Annotated in this window: 19 protein-coding genes; 6 read left to right on the top strand and 13 right to left on the bottom strand. The window is 61.6% G+C overall.

The features are described from left to right. Window positions 1-24 precede the first annotated feature (24 nt). From JIN81_RS00095 to JIN81_RS00080, 4 genes are all read left to right on the top strand, one after another. A complete protein-coding gene (locus JIN81_RS00095) occupies window positions 25-2,571 on the top strand; it encodes a tetratricopeptide repeat protein (protein ID WP_200274951.1) in 2,547 nt (848 codons plus the stop codon). Window positions 2,572-2,628: 57 nt separating this feature from the next. After that, window positions 2,629-3,777: an alpha/beta hydrolase gene (locus JIN81_RS00090; RefSeq protein ID WP_200274949.1), complete on the top strand. Its 1,149-nt coding sequence runs from the start codon at window positions 2,629-2,631 to the stop codon at window positions 3,775-3,777. A 70-nt stretch (window positions 3,778-3,847) separates the two neighbouring features. Continuing rightward, on the top strand, window positions 3,848-5,686 hold the full coding sequence (locus JIN81_RS00085; RefSeq protein ID WP_200274947.1) for a glycerophosphodiester phosphodiesterase: 1,839 nt from the start codon (window positions 3,848-3,850) through the stop codon (window positions 5,684-5,686). Continuing rightward, window positions 5,683-6,042: a hypothetical protein gene (locus JIN81_RS00080; protein WP_200274945.1), complete on the top strand. Its 360-nt coding sequence runs from the start codon at window positions 5,683-5,685 to the stop codon at window positions 6,040-6,042. The genes JIN81_RS00085 and JIN81_RS00080 overlap by 4 nt, the downstream gene beginning before the upstream one ends. On the opposite strand, the gene JIN81_RS00075 is transcribed toward JIN81_RS00080, so the two are convergent. The 3 genes from JIN81_RS00075 to JIN81_RS00065 all read right to left on the bottom strand — a co-directional run bounded on the left by JIN81_RS00075 (window position 6,022) and on the right by JIN81_RS00065 (window position 8,264). Next, window positions 6,022-6,681 carry a spermine/spermidine synthase domain-containing protein gene (locus JIN81_RS00075; protein WP_200274943.1) on the bottom strand — a complete coding sequence of 220 codons (660 nt, stop codon included), beginning with the start codon at window positions 6,679-6,681 and terminating at the stop codon, window positions 6,022-6,024. The two genes, JIN81_RS00080 and JIN81_RS00075, sit on opposite strands and share 21 nt — an antisense overlap. A 23-nt stretch (window positions 6,682-6,704) precedes the next feature. Beyond that, complete coding sequence (locus JIN81_RS00070; protein ID WP_200274941.1) at window positions 6,705-7,682, bottom strand: ThuA domain-containing protein; 978 nt, start codon at window positions 7,680-7,682, stop codon at window positions 6,705-6,707. Window positions 7,683-7,790: 108 nt separating this feature from the next. Then, the gene (locus JIN81_RS00065; RefSeq protein WP_200274939.1) at window positions 7,791-8,264 is read right to left on the bottom strand and encodes a M50 family metallopeptidase; all 474 of its coding nucleotides are present in this window, start codon (window positions 8,262-8,264) and stop codon (window positions 7,791-7,793) included. Between the two features lie 124 nt (window positions 8,265-8,388). Here JIN81_RS00065 and JIN81_RS00060 point away from each other — a divergent pair, with 124 nt between their 5' ends. Next, a complete protein-coding gene (locus tag JIN81_RS00060) occupies window positions 8,389-9,540 on the top strand; it encodes a cytochrome P450 (RefSeq protein ID WP_200274937.1) in 1,152 nt (383 codons plus the stop codon). A gap of 259 nt (window positions 9,541-9,799) precedes the next feature. Next, window positions 9,800-10,039: a hypothetical protein gene (locus JIN81_RS00055; RefSeq protein WP_200274935.1), complete on the top strand. Its 240-nt coding sequence runs from the start codon at window positions 9,800-9,802 to the stop codon at window positions 10,037-10,039. A gap of 63 nt (window positions 10,040-10,102) precedes the next feature. Here JIN81_RS00055 and JIN81_RS00050 read toward each other — a convergent pair whose 3' ends face one another. The 10 genes from JIN81_RS00050 to rsmH all read right to left on the bottom strand — a co-directional run bounded on the left by JIN81_RS00050 (window position 10,103) and on the right by rsmH (window position 21,625). After that, window positions 10,103-10,849 carry a zinc metallopeptidase gene (locus JIN81_RS00050; protein ID WP_200274933.1) on the bottom strand — a complete coding sequence of 249 codons (747 nt, stop codon included), beginning with the start codon at window positions 10,847-10,849 and terminating at the stop codon, window positions 10,103-10,105. Between the two features lie 98 nt (window positions 10,850-10,947). Further along, the gene (locus JIN81_RS00045; protein ID WP_200274931.1) at window positions 10,948-12,096 is read right to left on the bottom strand and encodes an FtsW/RodA/SpoVE family cell cycle protein; all 1,149 of its coding nucleotides are present in this window, start codon (window positions 12,094-12,096) and stop codon (window positions 10,948-10,950) included. Between the two features lie 21 nt (window positions 12,097-12,117). After that, window positions 12,118-12,966, bottom strand: a complete 849-nt coding sequence (locus tag JIN81_RS00040) for a LysM peptidoglycan-binding domain-containing protein (protein WP_234044346.1) — start codon at window positions 12,964-12,966, stop codon at window positions 12,118-12,120. 29 nt (window positions 12,967-12,995) lie between these two features. After that, complete coding sequence (gene murD / locus JIN81_RS00035; protein ID WP_200274918.1) at window positions 12,996-14,294, bottom strand: UDP-N-acetylmuramoyl-L-alanine--D-glutamate ligase; 1,299 nt, start codon at window positions 14,292-14,294, stop codon at window positions 12,996-12,998. Further along, entirely contained in the window at window positions 14,294-15,514 is a 1,221-nt protein-coding gene (gene mraY, locus JIN81_RS00030) for a phospho-N-acetylmuramoyl-pentapeptide-transferase (protein ID WP_200274916.1), read from the bottom strand. Before mraY ends, murD begins: the two co-directional genes overlap by 1 nt. Next, window positions 15,514-16,878, bottom strand: coding sequence for a UDP-N-acetylmuramoyl-tripeptide--D-alanyl-D-alanine ligase (locus JIN81_RS00025; RefSeq protein WP_200274914.1), 1,365 nt, complete (start codon window positions 16,876-16,878; stop codon window positions 15,514-15,516). The genes mraY and JIN81_RS00025 overlap by 1 nt, the downstream gene beginning before the upstream one ends. Next, on the bottom strand, window positions 16,875-18,380 hold the full coding sequence (locus tag JIN81_RS00020) for a UDP-N-acetylmuramoyl-L-alanyl-D-glutamate--2,6-diaminopimelate ligase (protein ID WP_200274912.1): 1,506 nt from the start codon (window positions 18,378-18,380) through the stop codon (window positions 16,875-16,877). The genes JIN81_RS00025 and JIN81_RS00020 overlap by 4 nt, the downstream gene beginning before the upstream one ends. Before the next feature lie 3 nt (window positions 18,381-18,383). Continuing rightward, entirely contained in the window at window positions 18,384-20,288 is a 1,905-nt protein-coding gene (locus JIN81_RS00015; protein WP_234044345.1) for a peptidoglycan D,D-transpeptidase FtsI family protein, read from the bottom strand. A 33-nt stretch (window positions 20,289-20,321) separates the two neighbouring features. Then, a complete protein-coding gene (locus JIN81_RS00010; protein WP_200274908.1) occupies window positions 20,322-20,666 on the bottom strand; it encodes a hypothetical protein in 345 nt (114 codons plus the stop codon). Beyond that, entirely contained in the window at window positions 20,663-21,625 is a 963-nt protein-coding gene (rsmH, locus tag JIN81_RS00005; protein ID WP_200274906.1) for a 16S rRNA (cytosine(1402)-N(4))-methyltransferase RsmH, read from the bottom strand. The genes JIN81_RS00010 and rsmH overlap by 4 nt, the downstream gene beginning before the upstream one ends. Window positions 21,626-21,793 lie beyond the last annotated feature (168 nt).

Genomic DNA, 21,793 nt, shown 5'->3' with positions numbered 1-21,793 from the left:
CCCGTCCCGGCCTAGCTTGCTTTCATGATCCGCTGGCCAAGCCGCATTCTCCTGCCCGCCATACTCGCGGCGGCGGTCCATGCCGCGCCTGACCTCAAGGACATCCCCACCTACCAATTGGGACTCGATGCCTTGGGCGGCCGGCTGTGGGAAGTCGCTGCATCCCGCTTTGAAGCAGCCCTCAAGGAAGAGGACCTGACACCCGAACTCCGCGCCTCCATTCTCCTCCGACTCGCGGAAGCACGCATCCGCGGAGGACAACCGGATCTCGCCCTGGAAACCCTCGCCGACCCGGATATCGCCGACCACCCCGACCGCCCGTTCTGGCATGCCCAGGCACTTGCCGCCGCAGGCAGGTTTCAAGAAGCCATCGACGCCTTCGAAGCCATCGATGCAAAGGACTCCCACCGCACCGAGATCGCCCTCACCCAAGCCCTGCTGGAGCGCGCCATTGGAGACTCACGCGCCGCCCTTTCCACACTGGATTCCATCCTCTCGCTGCCCAAACCGCCGGCCACCGCTCGCTTGCTCAAAGCGGAGATCCTCCTGGGTGAGGACAGCCCGGAGGATGCCCTGAAAGCACTCCCCCCCACCCAAGGTCTGTCGGCTGCCGATCAGCGTGTCGCGGATTTGGTGAAGGCACGCGCGCTGCTCGCGCTCGGTCAGGCCGATGAAGCCGCCCCCATCTTCCTCGACCTCACGGCCGCACCCGAGAACCAAACCCTCGAAAACCACCACAAGGCCTACATCGGTCTGGCCGAGGCAAGAATGAAGCTGGGCTCCATCGAACCTGCCGCAGACGGCTTGCTCGCCTTCATTCAGAAGAATCCGAATTCTCCGCTGCTCAACGAGGCTTTCACCCTGCTCCTGCAGTGCCTCCCCGAGCAACCCGCACCCAACGATCCCATCCTCACTCGACTCCGCGACTGGGCTCCCTCAGCCCCCGGAAGAGGCATCACCATGTCGAGCATCGAGGATGGAGCAGCCCACGGCTGGCCGCTCCCGACCCCTCCCGCCACGCCCCTCGGACCGGCATCCCTTTTCTATCTGGCCCTCGGCGTGAAGAAAGAGGACTCCCCGACGTCCCCCTTTGAAGCCCAGCTTCTTCTCACCCGGCTGCGCCTCGAGTTCCCCAACCATCAGCTGGTGCCCCGCGCCTTGTTGGAAGCCGGACGGTGGCACCTCGAAGAAGGCCGACGCCAGCGCGCCACAGCCTGCTTCGAATCCCTGAACCGGCTCGGTCAGGCTTCCCCACCCGAGCTCCGGGCACAGGGACTCACACTTGAAGCCGGAGCTCTGTTCGCGGAAGGACAGTTCGACGAGGCCGCCGACCTGTTCGATGAAGCCGCCGATCTGCTTGAAGATGATCGGCGCCAGTCGGCCCGGCTCAATGCAGCCACCTCATTGCTTGCGGCAGGTGATGTCGCAGCCTTCGACCAGCTCGATGGCAAGACCGAGGATCCATGGCTGCAATCCCAGCTCGCCCTGGAACGCGCACTCCACCTGACCTCCGTGCGCAGTCCAGATGCCTTGCCCGCTCTGCTCGCATTCATCCAGCAATACCCGGACCACCCGAGGATGCCCGAGGCCAGACTCAGCACCGCCCTCGCCGCCCTGGATGCCTCACCCGCCAAGCCCGACGTGGCGGAAAAACAACTCAACGCCCTGAGCCCCGATCAGCAGCAATCCCTCTCATCCGGTCTGCTGGCACTCGCCCGCATCCGCTTGCACGAGCGTCGGGGCAACTGGAAGGAATCCGCCCAGGAAGCCCAGGAGCTCCTCGGCACCCTCGAAGAAGGCCCGCTGCGGAACACCATCCGCTACGAGCAAGGAAAGGCCCTTTTCCAGAACAAGGACTACAACGACGCCCGCCTCGTCCTTGAAGCCCTGATTCAGGATGCCCCGGATTCCCCACAGGCCCCCGCTGCGCTGCTCCTCTCCGCACGCGCCGCAGCCGAAGGTGGAACGCCCCAGTCCCAGTCCGAAAGCCTCGAGCTCTTTGACCAACTCATCGACTCGGATTCCGATTTCCACGAAGTCGCCCGGCTCGAGAAGGCCGATCTGCTCATCCGCCTGTCCCGGCTTGAGGAAGCGGTTGAAACCCTTGCCCCGTGGTTCAAGGAAATGGAGGACGACGATCCACTCATCCTCAGCATCGGCCTCCTGCTGGGCGACGCCCTGTTCGCCCACGCTCAGGGACAGACCAGCGTCCTCGAGCAGGCCGTCGAAGTGTATGACCGACTCCTCGGTGTGCTGCCCGATGACTCTCCCGTGCGGGCGAGGATTCTCTATCAGAAAGGCCTGGCGCTCGAACAATTCCCGGGCCGTGAAAGCGATGCCCTCAAGACCTACACCGATGTCGTGGATTCCGCGGTCGGCACCAACCGGAACGACTGGAAATCCATCGAGTTGTGTGGATTCAGTGCACTCCGGATTCTCGAGAAAAGAGAGGAATGGGCCGCTGCCAAGAAGCTGGCGAGCCGCATCGCCGAGCTCAAGGGGCCACGTTCCGAAGAGGCATCCGACCGAGCCAAGCAGCTTGGTCTCGAACACATGATCTGGGACGATTGAGCGCGCAATTCGAGTCCCAACCTTGCGGCACACCCGGCTCCGGGCTAGACGTCAGGCATGGAAAAGTGGTCACGGTGGTTCAGAATCGGAGTCAGTCTGTTGGGAATCACCTGCGCTCCCGCGCTTGAAATCAAGGTCCCCGGGGTCGAAGAGCCCATCCTCGTCGATCTGCCCGCCAACCATGAGGACGGCATGAGTTGGCCAGCCGTATTTTCGTATCACGGCCAGAACGGCCAGCCCAATACCGCGCGCACCCGCGAACACACCGGAGCGGAAGACTGGATCGTCGTCGGCATGGCCTACGCCCAGCGGGGCGAACACAAACTGAGCCAGGAAGCCCTCGATCGTGAATTGGCCGTCCTGCGCGCCGTCCGCGATCGCCTGCAGCGAAGCCACGGGCTCGATCCCAAGCGACTCCACCTCGTCGGCTACAGCAAAGGGGGCTGGATGGTCGACAGCCTGCTTCAGGTCGATCGAACCCTCGCCGGTGGTGCCATGCTCATGGCAGGACACCTCACGGATTTCCCCAAGAACCCGAAGCGTTTCAACACCCCCACCCCGGTCTTCATCGGCGTCGGTCGCGAGGACCCCAACCACTTTTATTCGCTCAAGGCCCTCCTGTTCTATCGCACTCTCGGTGCCAAGGTCGACATGGAGGTCTGGCCGGAACTCGGCCACGCCTTTCCATCCGATGGGTCCGTCGGGCTGAAGGAATGGTTCGCCTTGAGAAATGGCAAACAGCCGGATCAGGAGACCTTGCAGAAGGAGTTCGAAGCTCTCACCAACCTGCCCGCCGAGGAAAGCTGGGCGACCCTCAGTGCCTTCCGCGAGCGCCCGTTCACCACCGTGCCGGGCAGCCCGTGGCCGGAGAGAATCAAGGCCACCATCGAAGAACTGGAAAAGAACCCAGCCGTCGCGAAACAAGCCCGACTTGCACGCGCCCACCGCTCGCTGCTGGCCCGTGAACTCAAGGCCCGGACGGCCCAGGATTTCCTCAGTCTCGACTCCGGCTACATGAAACTCCTCGCCGAGGCCAGTGGCACGGACGTGGAGGAACTCGCCCAGCGCGATCACCGACGGGTCCTGACCATCGTGGAACAGATTCGCAAGCAAGCCCCTGCACCCCAGCCGAAGCCGGCCCAACCCATCCAGCCGGACATGCCCACCAATGATCGCGTGATTCCACGCAATCCCATGGTCCGCTGAATCCAGAATTCGTTCGGAAGCTCACACCCAGCCTTCCCGCAAGCTCGCCGCCCTGATAAGAAATCACACCATGTCGGAAGAAGCACCGGAACCGGAACGCATCCGTACCCACCTGCGGCGCAGCTGGAAGAGCCTGTTCGGGATTCAGGCACTCTGTCTTGTCATCGGAGCGCTGATCGGCGCCCCCCTGCTCACCGCCGCGGTCCAGACCGCTCTCGCCAGTTCGGACAAAACCGTCCTCAGCGACACCGACATCCTATCCTTCATTGCCAGCCCAGCCGGACTGCTTCTTGCGCTGGGTCTGGGGGCGTTGTGGTTGACCCTTCAACTCCTCGGCTACGCCGCCCAGCTCGTCGCCGGCCATCAGTCCTTCCACGGCGAGGCTCCAACCATCACCGCCGCGCTATCCTACACCGCCTCCCGGCTGCCGTCGCTGCTGGCCCTGTCTCTCCGCTTCCTGTTGCAGGTCTCGACCATCGCCCTCCCTTTCTTGGCAGCCATCGCAGGCGTTGCCTGGGTGCAACTCGGGCAGCAGGACATCAACTACTACCTCGACGCCCGCCCCCCGGAATTCATCCTCGCGGTGATCCTGACCCTCGGAATCCTATCCGTCATGGGCTTCGTGGTCATCCGACACGCCGTGGGCTGGATGCATGCCCTCCCGCTCGTCCTCTTCTGCAAGGAATCCGCAGGCAGCGCTCGGCAAAAAAGCCCCAAGGCATGTCGGGGTCAGAAACGGAAAATCGCCACCGCCCTGGCCCTCTGGGCGTTCGGCACACCGCTCCTCCTGCTGCCGACCAACCTGATCTGGCCGCCGGTCACCCTGTGGGCGGCCGAGATGCTTCAACACCGTCTCGGCGTGCTCGCGCTCTGTCTGGCGATGGTCCTCCTTCTCTCCAGTGGCATCGCCATGCTGATCGGGTTCACCACTCAATCGGCACTCGCCCTCTATCACCTCAAGCTCTTCCGCCAGACCGGTCTGGATCCGGAGGATTTCAAGACCGAAGGTTCCAGCACCTCCCGAGCCATTCCGTGGAAGCTCCTGATCGCCGCTTCGTGCGTCTGTCTGGGATTCATCGCCTACTTCTGCCACCAGCGGCTGGACCGTCTGACCAGCAAGGACGACGCCGTGGTCATCGCCCACCGCGGCGCCTCCGCCAAGGCACCTGAGAACACCATGGCCGCCATCGAGTTGGCCGTGGACTCCGGAGCGGATTGGGTGGAAATCGATGTGCAGGAAAACGCCCGCGGTGAAATCCTCGTGTTCCACGACAAGGACTTCATGCGCATGTCCCGCGATACCACGTCGCTTCGTGATGCCACGCAGGACCAGATCGCACAACTCGACATCGGTTCATGGTTTGACCCGAGATTCGCGGACCAGCGGACACCCACCCTGCGGGAGGTCCTAGAATTCTGCAAAGACCGGGCCGGCGTCATCATCGAACTCAAGTACTACGGCTCCGAGGAACAACTCGAGCAACGGACGATCGACATCGTCGAGGCGACCGGCATGACCGATCAGGTCCAACTCATGTCGCTCAAGCTCGAGGGCGTCCAGAAGGTCCGCAAGCTTCGGCCAACCTGGAGGGTGGGCTTGCTGTCGTCGATCTCGGTAGGCGACCCGACCCGCCTCGACGTCAGCTTCCTCGGTCTCAATGCCAACTCGGTCACGGACCGGCTCATCGACCGTGCGCACCGGTCGAACATCGAGGTTTATGCCTGGACCGTGAACGACCCGACCCTCATGTCATCCCTTCTCAGCAGAGGAATCGATGGGCTCATCACCGACCGCCCCCACACCTGCCGGAAGGTGATCGACGAACGAGCCACCCTCAATCCGGGCGAACGCCTGTTGATCGACCTTGCCGCACGCCTTGGTCGCCTGCCAGACTCGCCCGAGCAATGACTTCATTCCGCTTCCTCGCGATCAGCATCATTACCTTGAGCCTCTGCTCATGCGGCATCGTGCGCGCGCCCTTCAAGGTCGCGGGAGGAGTAGCCAAGGGCACCGCCTCACTGAGCCGCGCCGCCGTCACCAAACCCATGGAGGCCCACAAGAAGCGCAAGGCCAACAAGGAGGTCGAGAAGAGACAGCGCGAGACCAAGGAAGCCGCCGCCCGGGATGCCGGCCCATCACTCGGCGGAAACAGCGGCTTCGGATCCAATCCCACCTTCGGCACCGGTGGCACCAAACTTCCCGATCCGATGGAGAGCGACCCCACCGTGGGTTCGGACCCACTCCTACCGGTCCCCAACGAATAGCGTGTGCGAGAACCGCTTGGCCTTCGGGTAGGCCTTTGCACCGATCGATCTCACCCCGTTGAAATGCTTCGCCATTTCGCGCTCGAAGCTGCGATCGCGATTCGCCGACCAGAAGATCACCCGTCCGCCCGGAGCCAGCGCGGACTTGATCCGCTTCAGACCTTTCCTCCCGTAAAGCGCGTCATTGCCGCCATCCACGAGGCCATCCGGGCCATTGTCCACATCCAGGAGGATCGCATCGAAGCGCCCACCCGCCGCGCGGTCGATACACTCCGCCACATCACCCAGATGAACGTGAACCCGGGAGTCGTCCATCAGCGATCCATTGACCGCTCCAAGGTGCTCTCGATTCCAATCAAGGATCTCCGGCAGGAGTTCCGCGACCGTGACCTCCGCCTCATCCGTTCCGAGCTCCAGCACACGTCGCAGGGTGAAACCAAATCCCATCCCGCCAATCAGCACACGTCGCGGCGAGATTTCGCCCGCCAACTCCGCCATCTGCTGCTCTGAAGCAGTCGCCATCGTGCTCATCAGAGTCACTCCATCGACTTTCAGAAAGTAGTGCCCGTCGTGTTCCTGCAGCAGCATCGGACGACCGTCCGGCGTGCTGCAGCGGGCGAGCGTGGTGGTCACCTTCATCGCACCAGAGCCCCACTTCTCACTCAGTGGAAGCCACCGCAGCCACAGGGTGCGGCTTCCCGCTCAGGCTTGATCTTGGCAGGCGCCATCTTGCGGATCTCCTCCAGATCCGGCAGCGTGATCCGAGGGTTCTTCTTGTCGCCGTATGAGTCGAGATTCGCGTTGAGTTCATCCTCGGTGACCTTCTGCGACTTCACCCCGCCTTCCGGCACCTCCATGCCCGCGGTCCACACGATGGCATTCAGCACGACGGTCCTGAATCCATCGAGCGCCCAGTTCTTGTGGTAGTGACCGCCCGTGAACCCCACCCCACGGCCACCATCCTCACGCTCCACGCCCCACATCAGGGTCTGCGGCTTGTTCATGCCTTCCGCACCATACCAATTCCACAGATTGATGTAGCGGCGCATCCGCTCGCGGGTCGGCACCGCGGTCACCAGGTCCAGCACCGCCTCGCGGTCATCCTGGAAACGCATGTTGTAGTAGAATTCATCATAACTCTCGAATGCCTCCGGCACACCCCGGGAAATCTCGTGACCCGGCATCACCTTCAGCTCAGCCAACCAGTGGGGGTTCACCGAGAATCCCGTCTCCATGGCCGCACCCACCCAGCGGCGCTGGTACTTGTCCGCATTCTCCTTCGAGGGGTGAACCGCGTAGTGCATGAACATCAAACCCGCCCCGTTCTTCGCGAGGCGATCCAGTTCATCCCACTTGCCCGCAATCGCCTTCGATGCATCACAGTAAATGACGATGGCATCCGCATTCTCGAGCACTTTCGGCGTCTTTGCCCACTCCACGCCCACCACCGAGGCCTTCACATCCAGCCCGCTCTGCTCATTCAGCGCCTTGGCAAGAAGCAGGCTCCCCGCACGAAACTCGTGCTCGCCGGAAGCATGACTTTTCCGGCCTGCAATGAAAACGATCTCCTTGGTCTCGGCCACCGCCGGGAGACCCGAGGTGGCAATCAGGAGCGAAGAAATGAGCAACTTGGGATTCATCAAACCCCAATACGCCAGATCACCGCCATCCTTCCAAGCAAGATTCCTCGGCCTGCTCTTCAAGGAACCAATGGAGCAAAGTCGGCGCGACGCGATCGTTGGGCGGCACTAGCTGCTCTGATTCTTAGCAAGCGTGAGGTGATGCTTGGCAGCCCTGCCACTGATGGACTCGTGTTCCATCAATTCATTCGCGATCACCTTGACCCCTGCCCAGTTGGCGTTGTCGGCAAGCAGGTGCTGAGTCTTGTCGAGCATCTTGTGCAAGAGCTTGGCAGCCTGGCGGGAGTTACCCGAGCGAGCCATGGCCAATCGTTCGACCGCTTGAAGGTCCTGTCCCGCGCCCTGCACATTGTAGCGCCCGGACTTCTTTCCCTCGGCCGCCATCCCTGCGAGAAGGATCAGCATGTCCGCCTCCAGCTTGTCCTGCACCTGCTTCGCCCGCCCCTTCTGGATGGTGCAGGATCCAAGACGATTCTGAGAAGGAATGATACTGACCTTCTGAATGGTGCGCCCCATCAACAGCGCCATCACCGCATGCCCTGCTTCATGATAAGCGGTCAGGATTCGTCGGTCATCGGTCATTGCTCACAGCAGCTATCCGTTTGGGCCTGCCAACGACAAGCCCACACAATCCAAATTTCACATTTCCCCTGCCTGGCTCTGTTTCCTTGAATCGAAGAAACCCATCCCGGAAAGTGATGCACCCATGACCGAATCATCCGACCCCTTGGATCCATTCCGCGAGGCGAGAAGCGAGAAGGGCGTAATCAAGTGCCCATTCCAGGGCGAGGAGGTGCCGATGATTCTCCGTCACGCCGATGTGCGAGCCGCTGCCAAGGATTGGAAAACCTACAGCTCAGACGCGCCGTTTCGCGTGCCAATTCCTTCGGAGGAGGAAGTGCGGACCATGCGACAACTGCCAATCGAGACCGATCCTCCTCAACACACCGAATATCGCGAAATCGTGAAATCCTTCTTCCAACGCTCGAAGACACCGGAGGTGATCGCGAAGGTGGAGGCATTGGTCGATTCGAAACTATCCGAGGCCCTGGGTCATGACTCGATCGAGATCGTCAACGGCCTTGCCCTGCCGATCCAATCGCATGCCCTGACCTACCTGTTGAACGTTCCGGAGACCGAAGCTGAGACGTATGTCGGCTGGGGTATTCACGTATTCAAGGTGCAAGGCGGCAAGTTCAAGAAAGGCAACGCCTTGGAAGACTACCTTGCCAATCAATTCGACCGCGCCGAGGCGAACCCCGGAGAGGATTTCTTCAGTGCACTGACGCAGGGGGAATTTCAGGGCCGTAAGTTGACCCGCGAAGAGATGATGGGATTTGGCAATCTGACATTCGCTGGAGGTCGTGACACGATCATCCACAGCATCTCATCGATCATCGAATACTTCGGCAGACACCCGGAGGCCCTGGATTTCCTCCGGAAAGATCCGAAACGAATCGTCCACGCGGCCGAGGAGTTTTTCAGGGTGTTCATGCCCCTGACGCATATCGGCCGAGTCTGCCCGGTAGCCACCGATGTGCATGGAGTCCCAGTGAAGGAGGGCGGGCGCGTGTCGCTGGGATGGGCATCGGCCAATTTTGATGAATCGGTTTTCGACCAAGCCCAGACCATTCAACTCGATCGCAAACCCAACCCGCACATTTCCTTCGGTTTCGGCGCGCACCTCTGTCTTGGTGCCCCACACGCGCGGCTGCTTGTTCGAACACTCCTGAAGGCGCTGGTCGATCGTGTGGCCAAAATCCACGTGTTGGAAGCACGTCCACACATCGAAGTGGAGGAACACTACCAACGCTCCAATGGATTCGAGGCCCTCAAGGTCAACATGGAACCAGCCTGAGGCTCCCCAAACACCTGTGAGAGTGCTCGACAAAAAACATGGCGCCTCATCCCATAAGTCGGTCGCATCCCGCATCCCGCATCCCTCAAGACCGCTTTGCCGCTTGTGAGTGCTGCGCGAGAGATGCCTACTTTCTCCACACATCCCAGCAGCGGTTGCCACTGAGGGAGGTGTGATCACTGAAAATGCTGCGTTGAACGAAAGCAGCCGCTGCGATTCTTCTCTGAATAGAACAGCGCCCGCGCCCGTCGAAGCCTGCATGATGACCCCGCTTGTCACCCGAATTCTTGCCGCCGCAGCCATCCCTCTCGTTGCGACCTCCTGCATGACGACCTACGATGCCAACGGAAGGCCCGTCCAGTCGGTCGACCCGGCCGCAGCTGCCGTCGGAGTCGCCGCCGCCGCGGCCATTGGCTACGCCGTGGCGAACAACCGGGACCGCAACGACTATTATTACGGCCGCCCCTACTACGGGCGCCCCCGCCCCTGCCGCTACTGATCACGAAAAAGGGCATTCCCCGAGTCAGGGAATGCCCGTAATCGATTCGTCGGCGAGGCCGGATCAATCCCGGCGACCCAGCAACATCATCGCCCAATAGGCGAGTTGGGCAATGGCAGCCACCGCAGCAGCCACGTAGGTCATCGCCGCCCAGAAGAGCGCGTCCTTCGCCTTGTCGTGCTCGAATCCGCGCACGTAGCCACTCTGATCCAGCCACGCGAGCGCCCTCTTGCTGGCATCGAACTCCACCGGCAGGGTGATGATCGAAAACAGCGTGGTAACCCCCATCGCGATCAGGAAGACGTAGATGAAGACCGTCCCGCCCGAGCCCATGGCAAACAAGCCGAAGATCATCATCCACATGAGGATGTTCATGAGCTGACTGGAAAGCTGGACCGCAGGCACCATCTTCGAGCGCATCGTCAACCACGCATACGCCTGCTTGTGCTGCAGGGCATGGCCGCACTCGTGGGCCGCAACGGCCGCCGCCGCGACGTTGTTCTGCGCATACACCGCTTCACTGAGATTCACCGTCTTTTTGGACGGATCGTAGTGGTCCGTCAACTGACCCGGAACACTGATCACCTGCACGTCGTTCACCCCGTTCTGGCGCAGCATCGCCTCGGCGACCTGGGCCCCCGTCTGGGCGATCGGCATTTGCGAATACTTGGCAAACCGGGACTTCAAGGTCCCGCTGATCAGCATGCTGACGAGGGCCATGCCTCCCAGCAGAATCCAGTAGCCGATCCCAATCCCGCCGACCCCATGGGTCGACCCATCTTGAGCTTGCGCGAGCAATTCAAACATCATGCGCCCATTTTACCCGCAACTGGGTGGGGTGCAACTGGGACCGACGTGGAAAAATCCGGTTTTTTCCCACTTTGCCGAGCGGGCGGTTTCCCGACCTGTCACAGCCTGACTTCGTAGGTCTTTTCGATCGAGAAGGTCCGGTCGGGCTTCACTTCGAGGCGGGACCGGCGATGAATGCCGCAGAGCAGACCCACCGAAGCCAGCGTGAAGACCAGATTGGTTCCCCCGTAGCTCACGAAGGGCAGCGGCAAGCCGGTATTGGGCAGCACCGCGGTGGTCACCGCGATGTTGATCATGGCCGGAACCACGATCACGGCCGTCAGGCCAATCGCCAGACAGCGATTGAAGACATTCCGCGAATACATGGCGACGCCAATTCCCGCGACCGCGATCACCACATAGCACAACACCGTGCCGAGCGTTCCCCACAGGCCCAGTTCCTCGCCGATGTTCGGGAAAATGAAGTCCGTGTGCGCATAGGGCATGTGGCCGAATTTCTCGAAGCCATTGCCAAGGCCCTGCCCTTTCACTCCTCCGTTGCCAAACGCAAGCAGCGCACGCCATTGCTGGAGGCCCTTGTTCATCTGGTGAACCGGGTCTTCAAGATTCATCCACGCTTCGATCCGCGTCCAACGGTTCTCATTCGATCTTACCAGGAAATAGAAGGCCGTGCAGCCGGTCAGCACCGTGGGCACCAGATAAAGGAGCCGGACCCCCGCAGTGAAAAGCACTGCGAATCCTGCAGCGCCCAGCCCCACCGCGGTTCCCATGTCGGTCTCGAACAGGATCAGGCAAAGCGGAATTCCCAGCAGGATGCTCGGCACGACGAATCCCTTGAAGAAAGTCGGGATCTCCGTCTGCCAACGCGCGAACCATCCCGCCAGCGCAATCATCGTGATCGCCTTGGCCACTTCGGAGGGCTGGAAGCGGTTGACCACTGGGAAATTGATCCATCGACGCTCACCATTCAGGTCCGCCGCGACTCCGGGCACGTAGCACAGCGCGAGAAGCAGACAGCCGGCCAACAGCAGCCATGGCCAGAAACGACGGAGGTGGCTCGGGTCCAGCACGGCGAGGAGCATCGCACCGATGACCCCTGCCACCGCCATCCAGCTCTGCCGGACGAAGAAGTAGTAGGGATCCTCGACCCCTTTCACCCACGCACTCGTACTCGCCAACATCACGAGACCGAGCACCACCAGGGTGGCGACGGCCATGCAAAGGGCAATATTGAGATAACGGGCCATGAGGAGAAATCAGGAGGAGTCTCAGTCAGGGATGACCAGAGTCGCCCCCACCCGAAGGTGCCGGGCATTGGAGATGCCGTTGATCTTCATCAACTTGTCAGCCGTAGTGCCGTGACGCTGGGCGATCGCCCAGAAGGTATCACCCGACTTCACCTTGTAGGTCGTTCCCGACGCGGTGACTTCAGGTTGGTTCACGGTGCCACTGGCACGGGCATCGGCCTGGCGTGCCGCCTCGGTCGGCACCAACTCCGGCTGGGGAGCGGCTGGAGCCACGCGGACAGGCTCTTCCGGTGCCACCGCAGCCACGGGAGCCGCCGGAGGATTGATCGGAGTGACCTCGGGCGTGCGATCGCGCAGTTCCGTGACCACCGGGGGTTCGACCGCGGTGATCATCTTCGGTGGGATGCGCAGCACACGGCCCTGACGAATCCCCAGATTCTCATTGGCTTGGCGGAGCTCCATTTCATCGATCCCGAAACGCTGTGCAATGCTCTGATAGGTATCACCCGTGCCCACGGTGTAGAGGGAATCGCCTGAGCGAATGGTTGGCAGATCCTCGCCCTGATCACGATTCAGCGCAGCCGCCGGGCTGGCAGGTTGCAGGGGCTTGGCCACCGCCGGAGTCGGGGTCTTCGCCGTCGCCTCGTCATCACTCAGCCAGTGGCTGTGGAAGAAGATGCCACCAATGGCGACCACGTGGATGAGCAGGATCACCACCAGCGCACGGGCAATCCCAAGATTCGGCACGTCACCTTCGAAGTCGGCGGGTGTGGCACTGGTTGCAGCACGATGCCGCTTCTTCTTGCGTGCCACGTTGGCAAAGAGTGTCTGGAAGCCCCGCTTTTTCACAGGGCGGCGTTTCACGGACATGCGTTGATTATTCATGGGTCGTAAGGGGGTTAGCGAAGTTGATGGACGAGCTGACAGAATGCATCACCGCGCTGCTCGTAGCCGGTGAACTGATCAAATGAGGAAGTGCCCGGTGAGAACAGGACCGTGGCACCCGCCACGGCTTTGGCGTGCGCGGACTCAACCGCCTCGGCGAGTGTCTCCACCGTTTCACACGGGGAAAGCTCTCCGACCAGATCGGCCAGGGCCTGACCGATCTCACCAAAAGTCACCACGGCCGCAGCGCGCTCCTTGAGTAAGGGAAGAAGCGGTCGATAATCGAGCCCTTTTTCCTTTCCTCCTGCAATTAATACGATGGGCCTAGTTTGTGAGCGAAGGGCGCTTTCCAAGGCGTGCAGATTCGTCGCCTTGGAGTCATTGAGCCACTCGACTCCGTCGAGGATACGGACCAACTCGCACCGATGTCGCGGAGGGGCATAACCATCGAAGGCCTTCACCACCGAATCGCGGCTCACTCCGAGGGCCTCACAGGCAGCGATGGCCGCCATGGCGTTCTCGGCATTGTGCAGTCCTCGGAGGTGGGTGCCCTGATGCATGTCGATCACTTCCTCGAGGCCGTGACGGATCCTCTGTCCATCGGAAAACCAATCCGCGGAATCATCCTCGGTCGAAAAGGTCACGCAACGTCCGGCACCGGTCGCGATTGGCTCACCATGACGAACCACCACGGTGTCCGATGCGGTCTGGTTGGTGAAAATCCGCAGCTTCGCTTCTCGGTAGCTGTCGACGTCAGGGTAACGGTCCATGTGGTCCGGCGCGAAGTTCAGCCAGACCGCCACGTCAGGGCGGAAATCCACGATCGTCTCAAGCTGGAACGAACTGGCTTCAAGCGCCAGCACCGTCGGCTGCGGATCACGCATCACCACCTCGCAAACCGGCACTCCGTAGTTCCCGCAGGCGGCAGGCTCTTCGCCGCCGGCACGGAGGATGCGCTCGACCAGCTCGGTGGTGGTCGTCTTCCCATTGGTCCCCGTGATCGCGATGATCCGGCCCTGATAGAAACGGCAAGCCAACTCGATTTCACCGATCGTTTCGCCGGCCTCAGCGGAGAATGCCTTCACCAGAGAGCCGTAGGTATCCACCCCCGGGCTCACCACGAGCACATCGGATGCTTCAGCGGACTCCGGAGTCGCCCCCGGGTGCGCGGTGACTCCAGACGGCAGATTCTCGATCGACTCCGACGCGTCATACACATGAACCCGAGCTCCCTCGCGCAGGGCAAGCGCCGCCGCGGCCCGGCCACTGCGGCCGGCCCCGAGGATGTTCACACGACGTTCCTTGAGTTCCATTAGACGATTTTCAGCAAAGCCAGCCCGAACAGGGCGAGCATGATGGAGATGATCCAGAAGCGGATGATGACCTGGCTTTCATGCCAGCCGCGCAGCTCGAAGTGGTGGTGGATCGGCGCCATCGCGAAGATCCGCTTCTTGCGCAGCTTGAAGCTACCGACCTGAAGCATCACCGAAAGCGCTTCCATGACGAACACCCCGCCGATGATCACCAGCAGGAGTTCCTGTTTCACACAGATCGCCGCGGTTCCGATCGCTCCACCAATCGCGAGCGACCCGGTGTCCCCCATGAAGACCTTCGCCGGGTGACAGTTGAACCACAGGAAACCGAATCCGGCACCGGCCAGCGACAACAGGAACACGGTGAGTTCGGCAACAAACCGGTTGTACGGGATCGTCAGGTATTCGGTCGCCATGAACAGATGGCCGGCCAGATACGCCAGCATCGCATAGGCCAGCGAAACCGTGATCGTGCACCCGGTCGCCAGACCATCCAGACCGTCCGTGAGATTCACCGCGTTCGAGCAGCCGATGATGACTGCGATGAAGAACGGGATGATCAGCCATGACAGATCGATGATCGCAAACTTGAACAGCGGGAAGGTGATGGCTCCGATGCCCATCGGCTGGTCGCCCAGCTTGTATCCAGGCACGTAACCATACTCCTCGAGCTGATCCGGAGTGTATCCGAACCCCGAGATCTCCGGCTTGAAGAAGATGAAGCAGGCCGCCATCGCCGCGATGACCAACTGCCAGAAAAGTTTGGCCCGCGCGCTGATGCCATCGGAGTTCTTCTCCTTGACCTTCTTGTAGTCGTCGCAGAATCCCAGCAAACCGAGCGCGCCCATCGTGCAGGCGCACACCGCGACGAACGGGTTGAAGGGCTTGGCACAGATCAAGGTGGAAATGAGCACCGAACCGAGGATCAGCACGCCACCCATCGTCGGGGTGCCCACCTTGCCACCATGGAGTTCGGCCAGCTTGTGGACTTCGTCAGCCGTCCGGATCGGCTGACCGACCTTGAGCGAGATCAACCGGCGGATCACCCGCGGCCCGAGAACCACACTCAGCAGGAATGCCATCAAGGCACCCAGAGCCGCACGAAACGTGATGTACTGCAACAGGTTGAGGAAGCTCAGGGCATGCGCCCAGCCTTCCGCACCGGCAAGTTTCTCGGCTTCAAACGCGCTGCGCCACCATTCGTAAATCCAATAAAGCATCAGTTGTTCGGGGGAAATGCCTGATTCATCACCTTCTCCATGGCCGCGCTCCGACTGGCCTTGAATAGAATGGCGTCACCCGGCTTGAGACGGTTCGAAAGTTCATCGGCTGCCGATGAACCTTCAGCAAAGTATTCGGCGTTGCCCGCACCCTCGGCGATGCCTTCGGCACCCTTGCCCACGGCCACCACACTCAGGCCTCGTTCGGCGGCAAGTCGGCCGACTTCCAGATGAGCCGCTTCGGCATGGCTGCCAAGCTCACCCATCGGGCCCAGCACCACGAACCGACGGGCTCCATTGGCCACCGGTGTTTCGGCCAGGGTCTCGATGGCTGCCGCCATCGATTCCGGGTTTGCATTGTAAGTGTCGTCGAACACCGTGATCCCGGACGACTCGTAGCGGCGCAGCCGGCCACTCGTGAGTTCTGTCGATGACAGCCCGCGGGCGATCTCCTCCGGGCTCATGCCGAGGAACCAACCGCAACCCGCGGCAAGCAGGGCATTCTTGACCATATGCCGCCCGATCACGGGCAGATCCACCTCCGCCACCGCCTCACCCTCGATCACCAGGGTGAAACGCGAACGCCCGCCCTCCTGATGGAGATTCTCGGCGCGAACCAGACCCCGCCCGTTTCCAACCGGGATCACCCGCGCCTTGGTACGGGACTTGAAGTATTCGTAGAAATCACAACCCGCCGGCACGAAGAGCGCACCGCTTTCGGGCAGCGCGCGCGCCAGCGATCCCTTCTCCTCGGCAATGCTCTCACGGCTTCCCAGGTGCTCGATGTGCGCCGTGCCGATGTTGGTGATGATGCCCAGGGTCGGCATCGCGATCTCACACAGCGGCGCAATCTCACCCGAGTGGTTCATCCCCATCTCCACCACCGCGGCATCGTGCTGCGCCTCGATCGAAAGTACCGTCAACGGCACCCCGATGTGATTGTTCAGGTTGCCCCGTGTCGCACAGACGTCGTAGCGCTGCCCGAGTACCGCCCGGGTGAAATCCTTCGTGCTCGTCTTGCCATTGGAACCCGTAATGCCCACGACAGGCATCTCCCGTTGCTGACGCTGCCAGCGCGCCAACCTCTGCAAGGCGAACAAACCGTTCGGCACCTTGACCACTGCCGCCCCGTGCGCATCGGCCTCATCCCAGCGCTCGACCACCACGACCCGGGCTCCGGCAGCAGCAGCCTGACCGGCGAAGTCATTGGCATCGAAGCGATCTCCTTTCAGGGCAAAGAACGCCGCACCATCCGGAATCGTCCGGGTATCGGTGGAAACCGCGCCAGCCACCGCCCCGCCGTCACCCAGAAGCAATTCGCCTCCGGTGATCTGAGCCAGGGTGTTGGCATCGACAGGTTTCATCGTTTCCTCGGTGGTTCATCCATGGGTGGACGCTCGGCCAGTGCGATGCGTGCCTGATTCCGGTCGTCAAAATCCACGGTGTTTCCCGCGAACTCCTGATAAGTCTCGTGACCCTTCCCAGCGATCAGGACCATGTCCCCTTTCCCGGCCGCGTGAATGGCGATACGGATGGCTTCCGCGCGATCCGCGACACTCTTGTATCGGCTGTTGCCCATTCCGGCTTCCACTTGCTCGATGATCGCCTGGGGATCCTCACTCCTAGGATTGTCCGACGTGATCACGCACACATCCGAATAGCGGGCTGCAGCCTTCGCCATCAGCGGACGTTTGGCGCGGTCACGGTCCCCCCCACAGCCGAAGACCGTGATCAGTCGCCGTGGCTCCAGCTCCTTCAGCGTTTTGCAGGAATTCTCCAATGCGTCCGGCGTATGGGCATAGTCGACGAAAACTGAAACGCCATCGCGGTTGCCGCAGTACTCCATTCGCCCGGGAATCTGCGGCGCTTCCGCGAGGGCCGCGATCGCCTGGCGCATCGGCACCCCGATGGCTTTCATGGCACCGAGTGCCGCGAGGATGTTGTAGGCGTTGAAGCGTCCGATCAGTGGAGTGCGGATGAGATACTGGCGCCCCTTGGTTTCAAGTTTCACCTCCATGCCACGCGAACTCTGGCGGAATTCCAAGGCCCGCAGGTCGGTATGCAGACCGAAGCCATAACGCACGATCGGCATCTTGTCCCTCAGCATGCCGGCCAGCTCCGCTCCGCTCGCATCATCCACATTGATCACCGCGACGGGCTTCTTCCCCCGGGGATCGGCAGCTGCGGCCTCGAACCAGGAGAACTTCGCCGCCGCATACGCCGCCATCGTTCCATGGTAGTCGAGGTGGTCCTGAGTCAGGTTGGTGAAAACGAGCGCGTCGAAGGCCAGATCAGCCACCCGCTTCTGGTCGATCCCATGCGAGGAAACCTCGAGGGCCGCACCCCGGCAGCCATTGCCAGCCATGCGTGCGATCAAATTCTGCAAATCCACCGCATCCGGTGTCGTGTGGCTTGCCACCGTGATCTTCTCCCCGTCGTCGACCTGCACGGTTCCGAGCAGACCTGCACGATGCCACGCGGACTTCATGATATGGTGACAGAGGAACCCCGTCGTCGTCTTTCCGTTCGTCCCGGTGACACCGACCAGCTTCAAGTCCCTGGACGGATCACCTGCAAGGCCTGCGGCCATTGCCGACAGCGCCGCCCGGGTATCGGAGACCTGAATCCAGGTCACCTTCGTTGGATCGCCCGTTTCCGGAGCGCTCTCACTGACCACCGCCACGGCCCCCGCCTCCACGGCGGAACCGATGAATCGGCGCCCGTCCACCTGAGTTCCACGCACCGCCACGAAGATCGACCCATCGTCGACCTGACGCGAATCCGACGTCACCGACGAAACGTCGACGTCGAGCGAACCCACGACGAGTGGTTTGCGCAGCCTGGAGGTGAGTTCGCTGAGTTTCATGGCTTAGTCGGCTTCCGCCAGGGTGTCCTCGTCAAGAGGCTCGGTGGGAGTGAGATTCATGTGCGTGGCCAATCGCTCGGCCACCTTGGCAAAGGTCGGCGCCGCAATCGTTCCCCCATAGCGCTTCACCTCATTCGTGAGAGGATCGTCCACCACCACGAGGCAGACGAAGGCCGGATCCTCGGCAGGCATCATGCCGGCAAATGAAACGGTGTAGTGCGACTCACTGGCGAACGGGGGCTTCTGATAGCGACCTTTGTCGATGCGGATCGCCGTGCCAGTCTTTCCTGCCACCTTGAAGCCGGAAACCGCAGCGCGGGTCGCCGTGCCACCCGGCTCCACCACTGTGACCAAGGCATCGCGGAGCTGCTCGGCGACTTCCTCTCGAAGCACCCGTCGCTCGACTTCCGGACGGTAGCGCTCAAGCACGGTTCCGTCGTTGGCAATGATCGAACGGATCACCCGGGGACGAACCCACTCACCGCCATTCGCAATCGCCCCATAGGCCGCCGCTACCTGTAGCGGAGTCACATTCAGCGCGTAGCCATAGGAGGCCCGGCTGAAGTCGATCAGATTGTTCGTGTCCCGGACCGTGCCTGCGGATTCGCCACTAAGCAGGATCCCGGTGTCGCTTCCCAATCCGAGTTGGTGGGCATACTCGTAGAACCTCTTGGTGCCGAGCTGACGGGCGATCTTGAAGGCGCCGATGTTGCTCGACTTCTGCAACACTCCCCACACCGGAAGCATCCCATACGGATGGTGATCGGGAATCCGGAGGCGGCCCTCCTGATACAGCCCGTTGTGACAGTATATCAGGGTTTCAGGGCTAACCAGACGCTCATTCAGCGCACCCGCAGCCGCCACAATCTTGAACGTACTGCCCGGCTCGTAGATCCCCTGCAGGGCGTAGTTCATCGCCCCTTCGGCCAGCCCTTCCTTGCGGTTCAGGTTGAAATGTGGCCGACTGGCCATCGCCAGCAACTCTCCGGTCTTCGGTTCGAGCACCACGATGCAGCCCCGTTTGGAAATGTAGGTCTCGAGCGCGGCATCCAGCTCTTCCTCGACGATGGCCTGAATGCCCATGTCCAGGGTCAGCTGGACATTCAATCCGTGCACCGGAGGCACCATGCTCCCCTCCTCACCGGGCATCGGGATTTTCAGGTGGTCCCAGTAGCCGTCGGTGCCGCGGAGATACTCCTCCATCGCCGATTCGATGCCGAACTTGCCGATCTGCCGGAAGGCGGTCTTGCCCTTCAGGTTCTCATACTTCTCCTCACCCGTGTAGCCGATCACGTGGGTCGCGAGATCGGGTGAGGTGTACCAACGCTTGATCTTGTTCTCGAAGCGGAACCCCTTCAGGTGGTTCTCCGCAATCAACTCGCGCAAGCTGTCGGCCACGTCCTCCGGCAGGTCCTTGGCGATCGGATAGTACTGACGACCCTTGTTGCGCGGCCCTTCGATCCGAGCCCTCAGCTCCTCACGGCGCAGGCCGAGCGGCCGGGCCAGAATTCCCACGGCACGAGCCAGATGGCGGCTCACGATGACCTCGGGGGGCTCCTCGCCGAGGATCACGCTGCGGTATGCCTTTAGCTTGCGGGCTTGCTCGTTGGCCGTGAGCTCATTCCAGCCCTCTTCGCTCGACGCCCGCTCGTAAGCGAGCGCTTTGACGACCACCACCGGGTCGTTCATGAGGTTGGCGTCGATCATCACCGCGCTCAGCGCAATGCTCTTGGCCAGGACCTCCTCGTGGCGATCCACGATCTTCCCGCGAAGACCGGGCAGGGTCTCACTCCGGTCATACGCCGCACGCGCCCTTTCCGCATATTTCTTCCGCTCCCAGACCTGAATCTGGATCAGCCTCACTGAAAGCAAACTGAGCCCGGCCACAAGGACCGTGCACAACAGCAAGCAACGAAACTGAAAGGACTTCGACGACATGAATCAGGGCCGCACCACGACTGGAAAAGTCTCCCCGGAGCTGGTCGGGCTCACCTTTTCGACCACCCCGTGGTCGACGGCTAACAACGATGAATCCACCAACGCGAGCTGGTCTCGGATCTCGTAGCGATCCAACAATCTCTCCTTCCTCACCTCGATCATCTGAATGTCCAGGTGATGCTCCTCGATGCGCTTGCGGGTGTCCGCGATCTTGCGCTCGGTCTTGATCTGACCATTCCGGTAGATGGCATGCATCGCTCCTCCCGTCGTCGCCACGATGGCAGCGAGAGCAAGGGCAAGAAAGGCTGCCGAATGATTCGGCAATTCTTCGGATCGGCGTCGGTTCATGGTCTTGTTGGAGTGGTTTCCAGAAGCTCAGCGACCCGCAGTTTTGCACTGCGGGCCCTCGGGTTCACCTGGATCTCATCGTCGCCTGGGGCGATCGCTTTTCTCTTTGGAAGGTGGAAGCACCACCGAGGGTTGGGCCGGGGCTCCGGCCAGTCAGGTTGATCAAGCCACTGCTTGGCTCGATCCTGCATGAATCTTTTGACCATCCGGTCCTCCAGACTGTGGAAGGTGATGACCAGAAGTCGGCCACCCGGCTTGATCAGATCGACCGATGCCTCAAGGGCCCGTTCGAGCGAACCCAGTTCATCGTTCACGACGATGCGGATCGCCTGAAAGCTGCGGGTCGCGGGATGAGTTCTTCCGGTCCGCCCGACTTCCCGCTCGATGCAGTCGGCCAGTTGAGTGGTGGTTTCGAAAGGAGCCTTCTCGCGCTGCTTCACGATGGCCGCAGCGATCCGACGCGCCCGGGGCTCTTCCCCGTATTCACGCAGCATCTTGCGAATCTCATCTTCCGACCAGGTGTTCACCAGGTCGGCAGCGGTGAAGTCGGTCGCTGGTCCCATTCTCATGTCCAGCGGCCCCTCGCCACGGAAAGAGAATCCCCTCTCCGCAGCATCCAGTTGACGAGACGACACCCCGAGGTCCAGAAGCAAGCCATCGGCTTGCTCTCCCCCCTGAACCTCGGGGTTGTCTAGAAGATCGGCAAAGTTTCCCTGCCAAGTGCGAAAGCGATCGCCGAAGCGCTCGAGGCGCGCGGTTGCATGAGCCAGGGCTTCAGGGTCGCGGTCGACGCCGAGCACCCGTGCTCCAGCCTCGAGAAACATCTCGCTGTGTCCTCCCCCGCCCAGCGTGCCATCGATGATGAACTTGTCCGGCGAGGCGGCCATCCATTCCCGGGTCTCCCTGGGGAGCACGGAGACATGGTAGTCGGATGAGCCGCTCGTCGACACACCACACATGAAAGTCCCCGGTTGTCGCCCCGCAAACCAGCCATGGAAACCGGAGCGAACAACCGTCTGATGAGTCGAAGCAGCCGCTGTCCCGATTGGCCCCTCCGTCTCGTTGGAAAAATGTCCCACGGGCCGCGCCGCAAACCAGCCATGGAAACCGGCGGCGGCCCGTGAGGT

Origin of the sequence: Haloferula rosea, from assembly GCF_016595525.1 — a bacterium.
In the GTDB taxonomy this organism is placed as follows: domain Bacteria; phylum Verrucomicrobiota; class Verrucomicrobiia; order Verrucomicrobiales; family Akkermansiaceae; genus Haloferula; species Haloferula rosea.
The sequence above is the reverse complement of the archived record's forward strand: the minus strand, read 5'-3'. Positions and strand labels throughout refer to the sequence as shown.